Annotated in this window: 13 protein-coding genes and 4 tRNA genes; 15 read left to right on the top strand and 2 right to left on the bottom strand. The window is 36.1% G+C overall.

Translation table 11 applies throughout. The annotated features are described in order from the left end of the window. The first annotated feature begins 102 nt into the window (after positions 1 to 102). The 7 genes from DKK70_RS14975 to DKK70_RS15005 all read left to right on the top strand — a co-directional run bounded on the left by DKK70_RS14975 (position 103) and on the right by DKK70_RS15005 (position 7,045). Positions 103 to 372: an ACT domain-containing protein gene (locus tag DKK70_RS14975; RefSeq protein WP_110434708.1), complete on the top strand. Its 270-nt coding sequence runs from the start codon at positions 103 to 105 to the stop codon at positions 370 to 372. A gap of 35 nt (positions 373 to 407) precedes the next feature. Beyond that, the gene (locus DKK70_RS14980) at positions 408 to 1,763 is read left to right on the top strand and encodes a PFL family protein (RefSeq protein ID WP_065652062.1); all 1,356 of its coding nucleotides are present in this window, start codon (positions 408 to 410) and stop codon (positions 1,761 to 1,763) included. A 288-nt stretch (positions 1,764 to 2,051) separates the two neighbouring features. After that, the gene (locus DKK70_RS14985) at positions 2,052 to 2,528 is read left to right on the top strand and encodes a PTS sugar transporter subunit IIA (protein WP_181416026.1); all 477 of its coding nucleotides are present in this window, start codon (positions 2,052 to 2,054) and stop codon (positions 2,526 to 2,528) included. 9 nt (positions 2,529 to 2,537) lie between these two features. Further along, positions 2,538 to 2,816 (top strand): PTS sugar transporter subunit IIB, encoded by a 279-nt coding sequence (locus DKK70_RS14990; RefSeq protein ID WP_110434710.1) that lies wholly within the window; start codon positions 2,538 to 2,540, stop codon positions 2,814 to 2,816. 10 nt (positions 2,817 to 2,826) lie between these two features. Beyond that, complete coding sequence (locus DKK70_RS14995) at positions 2,827 to 4,203, top strand: PTS galactitol transporter subunit IIC (protein WP_110434711.1); 1,377 nt, start codon at positions 2,827 to 2,829, stop codon at positions 4,201 to 4,203. A gap of 87 nt (positions 4,204 to 4,290) precedes the next feature. Continuing rightward, positions 4,291 to 6,354 (top strand): BglG family transcription antiterminator, encoded by a 2,064-nt coding sequence (locus tag DKK70_RS15000; protein WP_110434712.1) that lies wholly within the window; start codon positions 4,291 to 4,293, stop codon positions 6,352 to 6,354. A 28-nt stretch (positions 6,355 to 6,382) separates the two neighbouring features. Continuing rightward, entirely contained in the window at positions 6,383 to 7,045 is a 663-nt protein-coding gene (locus DKK70_RS15005) for a class II aldolase/adducin family protein (protein ID WP_034884447.1), read from the top strand. 62 nt (positions 7,046 to 7,107) lie between these two features. Here the strand turns inward: DKK70_RS15005 and dhaL are convergent, their stop codons facing one another. Both dhaL and DKK70_RS15015 read right to left on the bottom strand, forming a co-directional pair. Continuing rightward, a complete protein-coding gene (gene dhaL, locus DKK70_RS15010) occupies positions 7,108 to 7,731 on the bottom strand; it encodes a dihydroxyacetone kinase subunit DhaL (RefSeq protein ID WP_110434713.1) in 624 nt (207 codons plus the stop codon). Between the two features lies 1 nt (position 7,732). Further along, positions 7,733 to 8,737 carry a dihydroxyacetone kinase subunit DhaK gene (locus DKK70_RS15015; protein WP_110434714.1) on the bottom strand — a complete coding sequence of 335 codons (1,005 nt, stop codon included), beginning with the start codon at positions 8,735 to 8,737 and terminating at the stop codon, positions 7,733 to 7,735. A 281-nt stretch (positions 8,738 to 9,018) separates the two neighbouring features. On the opposite strand from DKK70_RS15015, the gene tcdA reads away from it, so the two are divergent. The 8 genes from tcdA to DKK70_RS15050 all read left to right on the top strand — a co-directional run. Beyond that, on the top strand, positions 9,019 to 9,816 hold the full coding sequence (gene tcdA, locus DKK70_RS15020) for a tRNA cyclic N6-threonylcarbamoyladenosine(37) synthase TcdA (RefSeq protein WP_110424470.1): 798 nt from the start codon (positions 9,019 to 9,021) through the stop codon (positions 9,814 to 9,816). Between the two features lie 244 nt (positions 9,817 to 10,060). Next, positions 10,061 to 12,757, top strand: coding sequence for a bifunctional acetaldehyde-CoA/alcohol dehydrogenase (adhE, locus tag DKK70_RS15025; RefSeq protein WP_110434715.1), 2,697 nt, complete (start codon positions 10,061 to 10,063; stop codon positions 12,755 to 12,757). Positions 12,758 to 14,487: 1,730 nt separating this feature from the next. After that, a complete protein-coding gene (locus DKK70_RS16875) occupies positions 14,488 to 14,625 on the top strand; it encodes a hypothetical protein (protein ID WP_181416027.1) in 138 nt (45 codons plus the stop codon). A 455-nt stretch (positions 14,626 to 15,080) separates the two neighbouring features. Beyond that, a tRNA-Thr gene (locus DKK70_RS15030) sits at positions 15,081 to 15,156 on the top strand. A 32-nt stretch (positions 15,157 to 15,188) separates the two neighbouring features. After that, positions 15,189 to 15,273: transfer RNA gene (locus tag DKK70_RS15035), tRNA-Tyr, on the top strand. A 55-nt stretch (positions 15,274 to 15,328) separates the two neighbouring features. After that, positions 15,329 to 15,403: transfer RNA gene (locus DKK70_RS15040), tRNA-Gly, on the top strand. Between the two features lie 3 nt (positions 15,404 to 15,406). Next, positions 15,407 to 15,482, top strand: a tRNA-Thr gene (locus DKK70_RS15045). A 183-nt stretch (positions 15,483 to 15,665) separates the two neighbouring features. Beyond that, a partial coding sequence (locus DKK70_RS15050) for a GTP-binding protein (protein WP_084390269.1) occupies positions 15,666 to 15,792 on the top strand: 127 nt, incomplete at its 3' end.

Raw genomic sequence — 15,792 nt, forward strand, 5'->3', positions numbered from 1 at the left:
TTAAAAAAACAATCTACTCCTATTTCGATAATTTTTGAAGGTGTTATTATAAACAACTCAATAAATTTTTTTTAATTGTATAAAATTCGTGCGGAGTGTGTAATGAAAACAATTTTAACGGTAATAGGAAAGGATCAAACTGGTATTATTGCAGGTGTAAGTCAAAAGCTATATGAGTTAAATATTAATATTTTAGATGTTAGTCAAACTATCATGGATGAGTATTTTACTATGATTATGTTACTTGATTTATCTAAAATTAGTGTATCGTTTGATGAAGTTAAAAATGCTTTAATTAATACCGGTGAACAACTAAAAGTTAAAGTGAATCTACAACGAGAAGAAATTTTTGATGCAATGCACCGTTTGTAAACTCAAATTTATATTTTTATGAAAGGATAGAACTAATGGAAACAAAACAGATCCTCGAAACAATTAAAATGATAGAGGAAGAAAAGCTCGATATCCGCACAATAACCATGGGTATATCTCTTCTTGATTGTATTGATAGTGATGGTGAGAAGGCCCGTCAAAAAATTTACGATAAAATTACCCGACTAGCAAAAAATTTAGTCAAAGTTGGTGAGCAAATCACTTCTGAATTTGGTATACCTATTATAAATAAACGTATTTCTGTTACTCCTATGTCACTCATTGCTGGGGCAAGTAATGATAAAGATTATGTTGCGTTCGCCAAAACGTTAGATGATGCGGCAAAAGCGGTTGGCGTGAACTTTATTGGTGGCTTTTCTGCTTTAGTGCAAAAAGGTTATCATAAGGGTGATGAAATATTGATCAAATCAATACCGCAAGCCCTCGCGCAAACAGAACGAGTCTGTGCATCAGTCAATGTTGGTTCTACACAAACCGGCATTAATATGGATGCAGTAAAGCAGATGGGACAAATCATCAAAGAAGCCGCAGCGTTAACTGCCGATAATAGTAGTATGGCTTGCGCTAAATTGGTGGTATTTGCCAATGCTGTTGAAGATAATCCATTTATGGCAGGGGCTTTTCATGGTGTCGGCGAAGCAGACTGTGTCATTAATGTTGGGGTTAGTGGACCAGGCGTGGTTAAACGAGCTCTTGAAAAAGTGAAAGGCCAACCATTTGATGTGGTTGCTGAAACCATCAAAAAGACAGCTTTTAAAATAACCCGTATGGGACAATTAGTGGGTAAAGAGGCATCAGAACGTTTAGGCGTTAAATTTGGGATTGTTGATTTATCTTTAGCACCAACACCGGCTATTGGTGATTCGGTGGCGCATATTTTAGAGGAAATGGGACTAGAAGTTGTTGGAACACATGGAACTACCGCTGCACTAGCGATGCTTAATGATGCGGTGAAAAAGGGCGGCGTAATGGCATGTGGTCATGTTGGTGGATTAAGTGGTGCGTTTATTCCGGTATCAGAGGACGCAGGTATGATTGATGCAGTAAATAACGGTGCCCTTAATTTGGAAAAACTAGAAGCGATGACATGTGTTTGCTCGGTCGGTCTAGATATGATTGCCATTCCTGGCGATACAACAGCTGAAACCATATCAGCGATTATTGCTGATGAAGCCGCAATAGGGGTAATCAACCATAAAACTACCGCAGTCCGGATTATTCCTGCCGTTGGATTAACCGTCGGCGATAATATTGAATTTGGTGGTTTACTTGGACATGCGCCAGTTATGCCAGTTAATAAATTTAGCTCATGTGATTTCATCCAACGTGGTGGGCGTATTCCTGCTCCAATTCACTCCTTTAAAAATTAATTTACTATGATTCTGCCTTAAATATTTATTTAGGGCAGAACCACCGATCATTTCTCATCACGTTATATCCTCAAAAGAGCATTCCATTGTTTGGTATAACTATCCAAAATTCTCCATATGATGTGCAATATCATGGATATTATTTGGTATCAAATTCATTCGTCTCCTGCATCTTAATTTCCTAAAATCACCAACATTAATTAAGAAACGATTTAATTAGCAATAGTGAATTAACAACAGTGAATTAACAAACTTTTGAAATTTGTTAATGACATGATGGAGGATAAAATGGGGAATGATTCTAAAGATCAAATGTTTTTTAATGAGTTAATTCTATTAGATAAAGACTTCGCCGATAGCGACCAATTTTTTGAATTTACTTTTCCTATTTTGAAAAATGGTGGTTACGTTAATCATTCATTTTTAGAAGCCATAAAACAAAGAGAATCAACATTTCCTACTGCCTTACCTACAGAACCATATGTGGTGGCTATTCCTCATACTGATATTGAACATGTTATTCGTCCTTTTATCTTTTTTACGCGGGTAAAAGGAACGATTCCATGGCGTGAAATGGCAAATAATGATCATGTTTTAGACGTTAATTTTATCTTTTTGCTCGGATTTAATCAAAAGGATGGGCATATCGACTTGTTGCAAAAATTAATGTCCAGCTTTGTTAATTCATGTTTTTTGGACGCCCTTAATCAGGCAAAAACTCAACATGAAATTTTTACTTTGTTAACGTCAAACATCCATCTATAAGGAGGCATTATGAAAAAAATCATTGTTGCGTGTGGTAGTGGAGTGGCTACATCACAAACGGTTGCAAGTAAGGTTACACGTCTACTAAAAGAAAAAAATCTTAATGACATCAAAATCGAAGTTGTCGATCTCAAATCGGTTGATACTCATATTAAAAGTAGTGCGGCGTATATCGCGATAACCAAAATTGAGAAGGAGTATCCAATTCCAGTCATTAATGGCATTGCATTTTTAACCGGAATAAATATGGATTTAGAACTACAAAAAATTATAGATGCCTGCAAATAGGAGCGTAATTATGGATTTTCTTGGAACAGTTATCAATTATATTTTGAATTTAGGCGCTCCAGTTTTTGTACCCATCATCATGTTAATTGCTGGCTTGATAGTACGAATGAAATTGCGTGATGGTATATCAGCAGCCATTACCTTAGGCGTCGCATTTGTTGGTATGAGTATGTTGATTGCCTTTATGGTTGGTGCAATAGGCTCTGCGGCACAAACGATGATGGAACGAACAGGCATTGAATTAAGTATTGTCGACGGTGGTTGGACAACCATGGCTAATGTATCTTGGGCATGGCCTTATGCATTTTTGATGTTCCCTTTGCAAGTTGGCGTCAATATTTTAATGCTGGTGTTTAAAAAAACTAATACCTTCAATGCCGATTTATGGAATGTATGGGGCAAAATTTTTACGGCTTTTATTGTGGTAGCTGTCGCCACACCTATTGTAGGCGGACTGATTGCGCTTATTCTTGCGTTTCTTATTGCCACTTTGCAAATCATATTAGAACTTAATTCAGGTGATATTAATCAACAAAGAATTGAAAAATTAACTGGTATACCTGGTGTGACTTGTACTCATAGAATGTTATTTTTTAGTGCAATTTATTATCCATTTGATTTATTACTCCGCAAAATCCCAGCATTAAATAAACCAATGGATGCCGCAACACTAAGATCTAAATTAGGTATTTTTGCAGAAAATCATGTGATAGGTTTTTTACTTGGCGTTACTTTTGGCCTCATTGCTGATTATGATGTCCCTGCTACCTTAACTCTTGGTGTACAAGCGGCGACAGCATTAATGTTGTTTCCAATGATTTCTAAATTATTTATGCAGGCGTTATCGCCTATTTCTGAGGCGATCAGCGATTATATGAACAAAAGGTTTGCTGGTCGAAAATTGTTTGTCGGTTTGGATTGGCCATTTATGGGCGGAGCAAGCGAAATTTGGTTTACGGTAATTGTGGCTATTCCGTTCACTTTAATTTGGTCGGTTATTCTTCCAGGTAATAAAATTTTACCTTTTGCCGGTATTATCAATATCGCCCTCGTAGTGCCAGCTTATATTTTGACCAAAGGCAACACACTAAGAATGGTGATTTTGGCAATAATCGGTGTCCCATTTTTTCTATTTGTAGGAACACAATTTGCACCAATTATTACTGATTTAGGATTGGCGACTAAAGCAATTAATATTCCAACAAACCAATTAATTTCCAATAGTTGTATTGATGCACCAATTTTCACTTATGCATTTTCATTTATTTGGCAATGCTTACAAGGCTACTTCTTACCATTATTTTTAGCTATTTACTGGTGTGTAGGTTACTTCTTTTATGCACGGGAACTGCGAAAAGAATCGCATCAGAATATCGTTGAACAATAAATCTAACATAAAAACTGAATGAATTTTTACAAAGACTAATGGAAATGCTCGTTATCAGCCGATAGCGAGCAAGAGGCATATAATTTTATGGTAGTTGATAAAAGAATTCATGCTGTATTAAATGCATTAATTCAAAATCCAAGTATGAGTGGCGTTGAGCTGCAATCTAAATTCGGATTAACTCGTAAACAACTAAGTTATACCATTAAAAAGATTAATGATTTTCTTGAATCTTCTAATCTTGAATTGATTAAACGTTTCAAAACTGGAAAATTTAGTGTACCCAAGATAGTCATTGAAACGTTTCGCACCGAGCCAGTTTCGCAAGCCATAGGAAGATATATTTATTCAGAAGATGAAAGAGTTCATTTATTGTTATTTTTTTTGTTAACTCGTATTGAACGATTATCTTTGATTCATCTCTCTTCATCACTTACCGTTAGCCAAAATACTGTAGTTAATGATTTAAAAAAAGCACAAACGGTAATAGATCAACACTGTTTACAAGTTACTTATGATCGGGAAAATGGTTATCGGATTGTTGGTAATGAAATTAACAAACGTTATCTATTATTGAATTTAATTCGTCGAATTATTCACATACCGATAGCAGACAAAATCTTTAGATATAACGATATTATCACTCAAGGTCGTTTAGAACATATTGGCATCGTGTTTAGCGAAATTGAAAAAAAATTAAAAATCATTTTTACCGATGAACAATTACAAGAGTTAACTTATTTTATCTGTTTTATATTACAACGAATTGAAACCAATAAAAAAATTGAAATTTTACCTGAAAATTATCTTGATGTGACTAATAGCCGAGATTTTCAATTGATGAAAAAATTGATTGAACGATTTGGGATTATCGATATTAATGAACAGGTCTTTTTAACGGTTTTGGTACAGAGTTCAAATATCCAAACTTTATCAGATAAATATTTTCACTTAGATGCGGTATTACTGGAAAGTGCTATTGAAGTCATTGATAATTTTCAGCAGATTAGTTGTATTACATTTAAAGATAAAAATGAATTAATTGAACGTATTTATCAACATTGGAAACCGGCTTATTATCGTATTCGTTATCACATCACCAATATTAATAGTGTTTATGACATCGTATTGCAAGAATTTGGTCATTTACACGAAATGGTACGAAAAGCCATTATTCCTTTTGAAAAAATTTTACATTGCAGTATGCCAGATGAAGAAATTGCTTTTATCACGGTGTTATTTGGTGGATGGTTAACTCGTGAAGGTTTAATCAACCTGATTAAAACGAAAAAAATAGCGATTGTCGTTTGTGAAAATAGTGCAACGGTGTCAACTTATCTTTATTTGACCTTGCAAGTTTTGTTTCCGGAACTCCATTTTTCCGATGCAATGTCGAAACGAGAGTTCGAAAAGTATAATCATTACTATGATATTGTTTTTTCAACTTCCCATTTAGCAACCGATAAACTGTTATTTATTGTTAATCCTTCGTTGAATAATCTACATAAAAATGCGTTTCGTAATCAGGTAATGGGTACATTACAAGGTATCGATCCAAGTATTATTCAAATTGAAGAGCTGATGTTAATTGTTGAAAAATTTAGCAAAATTAATGATCGAAAGGCATTACAAAAAGAGCTAACTGCTTATCTTTATAATGATGAGTTAACTGAAAATCCACTGCGGATCACCCAAAAAGAGATACCAGCTCTTGCTGATCTTATGCAACAAGATCATATCAATATTGCAGACACATCTGATATCTCTTGGCAAGAGGCCATTCAATTAGCTGCTCAACCATTACTAAACAATCAGTTTATCGAATATTGTTATCTTGAAAAAATGATCAATAAAATTCAATTTGAACAACCTTACATTATGTTAGTTGAAGGCTTAATTATTGCTCACGCTGGGATTGATGATGGCGTGAACCAAGTGGCCATGTCACTGCTTAGATTACCGGAAAAAATCGATATTTGCGGTTATATGCAAGTCGATTTAATTGTGATTTTAGCCACTAATAATCCGCAAAAACATCTTAAAGCCCTCGCTCAATTAAATGAATTATTGGAATTTCACGAGGGAGCGATGCGCATTCGTCATGCTAAAAATAACCAAGAACTTTGGCAATTATTTGCTAATTATCAATGAGTAGTTTGCCTAGAATAGGAGTAATAAAATGTTAGAGATTCAAAAACAATATGTTGTCGATATGGCTAAAAAATCAAGTGAATGGGGACTTTGTAAGCACAAAGCTGGAAATTCAAGTGTACGTGATAAGCAGACGGGTTATGTGTTAGTTACACCTACCACCATTGATAAACAATTATTAACAGCTCGTGATATTGTAGTGATGGATCTAGATGCGAATGTTATTGAAGCCGAGTCAGGGTTAAGGCCAACTAGCGAATGTTTGATGCATCTTGAGATTTATAAAGCTCGTCCGGATGTTTTGGCTATTTCACATACGCATTCCATTTTTGCCACCTCTTTTGCTGTCTTAGCTAAACCAATTCCTGCGGTAGTTTATGAGTGTGCTATTCTAAATTTAAAAGATGGGGTAATACCTGTCGCACCATATGGTCGACCGGGAACACCGGAACTATCCAATAGCGTGATAGAGCCTATCAAGCGAGCAGATGCAATTTTAATGGAAAAACATGGGGCGGTGGCGGTTGATAAAGATCCTTATGAAGCCGTATTGAAAGCTGCATATATTGAAGAAATGGCGGAAATCTACTACCACGCACTGTTGATTAATGGCGGTAAAGATCCGGGTGGTTTTCCGGCAGAAGAGCTCCAGAGTTGGGCTTATCCGGCACAGATTAAATTTAAAAAATAGGGGTTATTGGGGCTAATTTGCATGACTATTATCGCCGACATCGTCGGCGATAAATTTTTTGATTACTGCAGATATTCATTCATATATTTTAAAATATAGGCCATTGAAACGGCACCCGGATCCATATGACCTATAGTGCGATCACCTAAATTTTTTGCTCTTCCAAACACCGCTATCATCTGTTTGGTTTTTTCAGCCCCTTGCATCGCAGAATCCGCTATTTTAGGTAATGCATCGGCCAAAGGTAGAGTAGTTAATTGATTTGCGGTTGTCGCGGCAGCCGCTAAAGCATCTACCATGGTTTTATCGCCAGGTTTAGCATTGCCACGTTGATAAACTGCTTGCCACCCCTCATTAAGCCATTTAGCTAAAACTGGCGAATTAAAATCTGTTACGCCACTAAGACTTTTACTACCAGCCCTAAATAATGTCCCAAAAATCGCGCCCGATGCACCGCCCATGCTAGTCATTAATTTGGTGCCAATTTGCTTAAATAAGTCACCAATATCATTAGGTTGGAACTGTTCATCTTGTAACAGTTGATTAATAGCTGAAAATCCACGCTTCATACCAATACCGTGATCGCCATCACCGACTACTTGATCTAAGGCGGTTAATGTTGGTTCGCTTGCGACCATTTGTTCGGCGGTAAATAACATCATTTTACGTACTTGTAATAAGTTCATTCTATTTTCTCCATCCTAGTGTTTGACATGGTAAATCGTAAAGATGCTGTAATTCGTCATCCAATTTCATTAGCGTGATAGAAAAACCCGACATCTCAAGAGATGTACAGAAATGACCAACAACAATATCATGGCTATCTATTTTTCGAGCTTTAAGCTCAATGCCCACTTTACGGGTAATAATCATCAGTTCCGTATTACTCAACGCCCCTAAATTGTTTATTAATACACAGACACGATCACCAGCAACAAAGGGTAAATCATCACATAAATGGTCTATCATCTGTTTAACGACATCATCACTTGATGTCATTGTCTGTCGACGTAATCCCGCTTCACCATGAATACCGATTCCAATTTCTATCTCATCATCTGCTAATTCAAAGTTAAAATTGGTTGATTGCGGTAAAGCGCAACCATCAAGCGCAACACCAATAGTGCGAACATTAGCATTGGCTTTGCTTACTACCTGATAAAGCTTATCAAGATCATATTTTTCGATCTGCGCCGCGGCTCCGGCGATTTTATATAACAACATAATGCCTGCGACACCACGACGATCTGAAAGTTTTGCAAGTGGTGCTGATGCGATGTCATCAGTCGCTCGAATGGTTTTGCTGATGATATTGTCTTCAGCTAAAATCTCTGCTGAAATATCGAAATTCATGCCGTCACCCGAGTAATTTCCATATAAAAATAGTACCCCTTTGCCTTTTTCTATCGCTTTGGTTACGGCAATAATCTGATCAGGAGAGGGAGAGGTAAATACTTCGCCTAACGCGCAACCATCAATACCTCCATGACCGATAAAACCTGCAAAGGTGGGTTCATGACCACTACCACCGCCAGAAACAACGACTACTTGATCGGTGATAATATGATTTCCATAGACCGCACAACAATCTTCAATGGCGGTTAATTTGCCATTATAGGCATATATCAATCCTTGCATGACTTCTTGCCGAACATTATTAGGATCGTTAAGTAATTTTTTGGGTTTGCGCATTCGTTTGTCCTCTTTATTCAATATGGTTAACAACTTTTATTGTAGAAAAAAGCCAAAATGCAAACGAATATAATTAATGACAAATAGTGACCAACTTATGGTGCATCAAAGGGATGAGGTGCAATATCAATATTGTTAAACAAATTTACTTTGCGATACTTGAAAAGTGATAATAAGGACATTATTAATGGATAAGTGATCGATAAAAGATAACTAAAATATAATCTGTAAAAAAGATCTAGGAGTGTATACTGTTTTAGTTTAAACACTATTAATAAATAATGATGAAAACTGAATTTTATTTTCAACGCTTTAGCGGTATTGCCAGACTGTATGGTGAGCAAGCATTACGGCGGTTTTCCCAAGCGCATATCTGTGTCATTGGTATTGGTGGAGTGGGTTCTTGGGTAGCTGAATCACTTGCGCGTAGTGGTATTGGGCAAATTACCTTAATTGATATGGATGATGTCTGTATTACCAATACTAATCGCCAAATTCATGCATTAAAGTCCAATATTGGTAAAGCCAAAACGGCGGTGATGGCGGAGCGTATTTTAGCGATTAACCCTGAGTGCATTGTCAATCAAATCGATGATTTTATTAATGTCGATAATGTTAGTGATTATTTAGGAACTAAGCAAAATCCCCGTTATGACTATATCATTGATGCGATCGACAGTGTCAGGGATAAAGCAGCGGTATTAGCTTATTGCAAACGGCAAAAATTAAAAGTCATTACTATAGGCGGAGCGGGCGGTCAAAAAGACCCAACGCAAATCAAGATCGCTGATTTGGCAAAAACCATACAAGATCCTTTGGCAGCCAAATTGCGTGAACGATTAAAAAATGATTATAAACTAAATAAAGATAGCAAAGGCAAATTTGCTATTCCTTGTGTTTTTTCAACTGAACAATTGACTTATCCAACATCTAACGGACAAATTTGCATGATGAAAAGTCAGGCCGATGGCCCTAAAAAAATGGATTGTGAGTCAGGATTTGGCGCAATTACCACTGTCACGGCAACATTTGGTTTTGTGGCAGTAAGTTATGTGTTAAATAAGTTATCTAATTTATGAGTTATTACTTTTTTAAATTATTGGCAATTTGAATAGCAAAATCTTAAATTTTAATAGCTAAAACCAATAAAAATATTTGTTCTTTCGAATAAACTTTCGTTTTATGAAATATCTTATTGTATAAAGTAAAAAACTGATTTACGATATCCGACAATTTCGTTTTGCTATGACAAATATGCTTTAAATATGTTCAAGGAAGACGCCAAACGATCCCAGTTTATTTTTAATTTTCAAGGAGAAATCTATGGCAGTAACCAATATGAATGAGTTAAATGAGTTAATGAAACGAGTGAAAAAAGCTCAAGAAACTTATTCTACTTATACTCAAGAGCAAGTTGATAAAATCTTCGTAGCCGCAGCTACTGCTGCAGCCGCAGCGCGAATCCCTCTTGCACAGCAAGCTGTTGCTGAGTCAGGAATGGGAATTGTAGAAGATAAAGTTATCAAAAACTTATTTGCTGCTGAGTATATTCTTAATAAATATCGCAATGATAAGACTTGTGGTGTTGTCGCTGAGAATGAGCCATACGGCACCATTACTTTAGCAGAACCATTAGGGATTATTTGTGGTATCGTACCAACAACAAACCCTACATCAACGGCAATTTTTAAATCACTTATCAGTTTAAAAACTCGTAACGCAATCGTCTTTTCTCCACATCCACGAGCTAAAAAATCGACTATTGAAGCAGCTCGAATTGTGCTTGATGCGGCAATTAAAGCAGGTGCTCCTAAAGATATTATTGGCTGGATTGATGAGCCGTCTATCGAATTATCTAATGCGTTAATGCATCATGATGACGTATCAGCTATCTTGGCTACTGGTGGTCCGGGTATGGTTAAAGCAGCTTACAGTTCTGGTAAACCAGCATTAGGTGTTGGTGCAGGTAATACACCTGTAATTATTGATGAAACTGCTGACTTAAAACGTGCCGTTGCATCGGTATTGATGTCTAAAACATTTGATAACGGTATGATTTGTGCATCAGAGCAAGCTATTGTTGTAGTCGATTCTGTTTATGATGAAGTGCGTCGTTTATTAACGCAATATGGCGCATATGTTCTAAATGATAAAGAAACTAAAGCTGTTCAAGGTATTATCTTAAATGATAAAGGTGCCTTAAATGCTAATATTGTTGGTCAACCAGCGACTAAAATTGCTGAATTAGCTGGATTTAAAGCGCCAGCCGGAGCAAAAGTACTTGTTGGTGAAGTAAGTAAAGTTGATTTATCAGAACCATTTGCTCATGAAAAACTTTCTCCAACTTTAGCGATGTTCAAAGCAAAAGACTTCAATGAAGCTGTAGAAAAAGCAGAAAAATTAGTTGAAATGGGTGGTATGGGTCATACCTCTGTGCTTTATACTGACCAAGATAGCAATCGTGATCGTGTTGCTTACTTTGGTAGTAAAATGAAAACCTGTCGTATTTTAATCAACCAACCAGCTGCTCACGGTGGTATTGGTGATTTGTATAACTTTGATTTAGCGCCATCTTTAACACTAGGATGTGGTTCTTGGGGTGGTAACTCGGTCTCAGAAAATGTCGGTCCGAAACACTTAATCAACAAGAAAACAATCGCTAAGAGAGCAGAAAACATGTTATGGCACAAATTACCAAGTTCTATCTATTTTAAACGTGGCTCACTTCCAGTTGCTTTAAATGAAGTGATTGAGCAAGGTGCCAAACGAGTCTTCTTAGTAACCGATAAATTCTTATTTAATAACGGTTATTCTAAACAAATTACTGATCAACTTGAATCACAAGGCGTAATTTGTGAAACCTTCTTTGATGTTGAAGCAGATCCAACATTAAGTGTAGTGCGTAAAGGTACTGATGCAATGACAGCTTTCCAACCAGATACTGTTATTGCTTTAGGTGGTGGTTCACCAATGGATGCCGCGAAAATTATGTGGGTTCTTTATGAACATCCAGAAACAAAATTTGATGAATTAGCATTGCGTTTTATGGATATTCGTAAACGTACTTGTCACTTCCCTAACATGGGCAAAAAAGCTAAATTAATTTGTGTGACAACTACTTCTGGTACTGGTTCTGAAGTTACGCCATTTGCGGTGGTGACTGATGATGCAACTGGTCAAAAATATCCATTAGCGGATTATGCAATTACGCCAAATATGGCAATTGTTGATGCTAACTTAGTTATGAATATGCCTAAATCACTTTGTGCAGCAGGTGGTTATGATGCGGTAACGCACGCTTTAGAAGCTTATGTGTCAATTATGGCAAGCGAGTTCTCTGATGGGCAAGCATTACAAGCATTAAGCATATTGAAAGCATATCTACCAACAAGCTATAAAGAAGGGGCTAAAAACCCAATAGCACGCGAAAAAGTACACAGTGCGGCAACTTTAGCTGGTGTTGCTTTTGCGCAAGCATTTTTAGGTGTATGTCACTCTATGGCACATAAAATTGGTGCGGCATTCCATATCCCTCATGGTGTGGCAAATGCGATGCTGATTAGTAATGTTGTTCGTTTCAATGCAACTGATAAACCAACTAAACAAGGTACATTTAGCCAATATGGTTATCCGCAAGCAGTTAGACGTTATGCTGAAATCGCTGACCATTTAGGTTTAACAGCTGCAGCCGACAAAGATGAGAAGAAAGTTGAGAAATTAATTGGTTGGTTAGATCAATTAAGAAAAGATCTTGATATTCCATTCTCTATCAAAGAATTTGGTGTAGATGAACAAGCTTTCTTAGCTCAAGTTGACCAACTTGCTGTCGATGCCTTTGATGACCAATGTACAGGTGCTAACCCACGTTATCCTTTAATTGCTGAATTGAAACAAATTCTACTTGATACTTACTATGGTCGTGCGTATCAAGATACCGGTGATATCAGTGAAGATGTTGCTGTACATACAGCGGCTAAAGGCGTTAGCTCAACTGACAAAAAAGCAACTAAAAAGAAATAAGTTAAAATATTATTCTTGATTAGCAAAAGCCTGAGATAGTTTATATCTCAGGCTTTTTTATTTTTTTAATTATATTAAATGAATAAATATTGCTTAATCCCTGCTATGGTTCTATCTAACCAGATAATAAGTTAATTAGTTAAGAAATAGCTAATCAATAGGCCACTAAAGGGATTACAGCAACCATAACTAAAAAAGAAACGCCCCAAATCGGTAAGTTAAAACACTATTCTTAATTAGTAAAAGCTTTGAATATTTTATTTTCTGGGCTTTTTTTTATTTTATTAAGTTGATGCATTCTGCTTGATATTTACTATGGTCGAACACCTCAAGATAGGGAATTAATTAGTTAAGAAATAGCTAATCAATAGGCTACTAAAGGGATTACAGCAACCATAACTAAAAAGAAACGTCCCAAATCAATAAGTTAAAACAGTATTTTTGCTAAACAAAAAACAGAAATAGTTTATCTCCTCGACATCTTATCTTTAATTTTATTAAGTGAATAAATTTTGCTTTATCCTTACTATGGTGGTGCGTATCCATATAAGGGGTTAATTAACGATGAATAGGCTACATTAATTCGTACAACTTTTTTAAGGGATAAGATAAATTCCCCTAAAAAAAGAAAATACGATGAAATAAAACGGCGAGAAAGACGAACCTATACAGATGATTTTAAACAGCAGATGGTAACGCTCTATCAACAAGGTAAAAAAAGCAATGAATGAGTTTTACCGTATGAGTTAACGCCATCAGCATTAGATGGATAATACTCAACAACGGGTTCATTCAAAACTAAAGATAATCGAAGTACTGAAGATAATGAGTTGCTAGCCTTGCGCAAAGAGAATAAACGGATATTGATGGAAAACGATATCCTCAAGCAAACCGCATTGATAATCGGGCGAAAATCGCAGTGATACCATCAAATCGACATCGCCATTGATTAAGTTGGTTGTGTTGATGTTTAACTATAGCAAGGCATTACTTTTATTATCAGAGCAAAACGCTCCTTGAGAAAAAAGTTTTACAGTATATACATGAGATTCAATCTATTTTTAATTGTAGCTATCAATCTTATAGAACCCGAAGGATAGGAAAAGTATTGTCAAATCAAGGTATCATAGTATCTCGTCGTGATGTGGCACAATGCGTTAAGGGGTAACACAAGATAAACAAAGGGCGGTATATTGGTATACAACAGCGGTGGAGCAAGGTAACACCATTGCATAAAAAAATTAGCGAATAAGTATAAGAGCATTATCATTGAAAGCAAAATATACCTTAAAACTGTATAAAAACCGTTCTAAAGAAGTTAATTCTGTTGCGATTGCCAATGTATTACAGTGAGTTTTACCGTGGGCGTAAAAGCCAATATTATTGTTGCTGATTTGACTTAAAAGTGGGGCAAAAATGGAATTGTCTGGGGGTATTACTCGAACTCTCAGCATGAAAGATAGCCGGATTCAGTATCGGACAACACAAAACAGCCGAGCTTATTATGCAAGCATTAAGCCCAATTAAAGCACCATTATCCTCAATCGCACTATTTCATTAACACCGAGGAAAAGAGTTTGATAAGCAATTACTCGATAGTTGTTTTTAGGTATTTGCTATCATTCGCTCATTGAGCCATAAAGGATGTCCTTACGATAATGCCGTTGCTGAAGCGACATTTAAGACAATTAAAACTTAATTTGTCAAAAATAAGGTATTCACCGATACCAATGAACTTAGACAATGAACCAAGACAAGGTTTTTCTGCTTATGCATATTGGTGCAACAACAATCGGCTGCATTCATTATTAAGTTATTTGACACCGATGGCATTTAATAAACAGTTACCTTGTAATTTTGTTGTATAAAAAAGTGTAGACATTCCACTAAAATACAACAGATTACTAAGTTGCTAAAGGGAGGATGGCAATTATAATTAAGAAAAAACGCCCCAAGAAGTACGTTAAAACAGTATTTTTGCTTAACAAAAGCCTGAAATAGTTTATCTCTTAGACATTTTATTTTTAATTTTATTAAACGAATAAATTCAGCTTGATCCTTATTATGGGCATGTATATCAAAATAATGGCAATATCAATGAGGATATTTATGAAGATGTTGCGGTTAAAGGTGTTACTTCAACCAATAAAAAAGCAACTGAAAAGAAATAATTTAAATATTATTATCGATTAAAAAAAAGCCTAAAATAGTCTATATTTTAGGTTTTTTCTGAATTTTTGATTTTTTTTTAAGCAAACAATAAAAAAAATGTTTTTTTCGCTTGCAACGTTAAATGTTCTAGTACATAATGCGCAGCACTTAGGCCGGCTTAGCTCAGTAGGTAGAGCAACTGACTTGTAATCAGTAGGTCGCCAGTTCGATTCCGGCAGCCGGCACCATTTTCCTAAGTAAACAGTTTATAATGATTCGGGGTGGGGTTCCCGAGCGGCCAAAGGGAGCAGACTGTAAATCTGCCGTGTCACACTTCGAAGGTTCGAATCCTTCCCCCACCACCATTATCTAACATTAGCAATTGCTAATTGAAGCATTTAGGTAGCCGAGTTTGAACATGCGGGCATCGTATAATGGCTATTACCTCAGCCTTCCAAGCTGATGATGCGGGTTCGATTCCCGCTGCCCGCTCCAATTGCTGATATAGCTCAGTTGGTAGAGCGCACCCTTGGTAAGGGTGAGGTCGGCAGTTCAAATCTGCCTATCAGCACCATTCTTGTTACTTTCCTAAACTTCTAAAAAAATCAGATTTAACTGCTTTAAAGCTTGTCACTAGATGGCTTTATCTGTTATCATGCAGAGCTAATTTTAAGTTAGTATTATTATTAAAACTAAATATGATACTTGGTTAATGTGGTGATTCACCACCGATTTGTATTACATTGAGGGACGATAAATGTCTAAAGAAAAATTTGAACGTACAAAACCCCACGTTAACGTTGGTACAATCGGCCACGTTGACCATGGTAAAACAACTTTAACTGCAGCTATTACTTCTGTACTTTCTAAAAAATACGGTGGTC

It is taken from the genome of Gilliamella apicola, from assembly GCF_003202655.1.
Classification (GTDB): Bacteria; Pseudomonadota; Gammaproteobacteria; order Enterobacterales; family Orbaceae; genus Gilliamella; species Gilliamella apicola_R.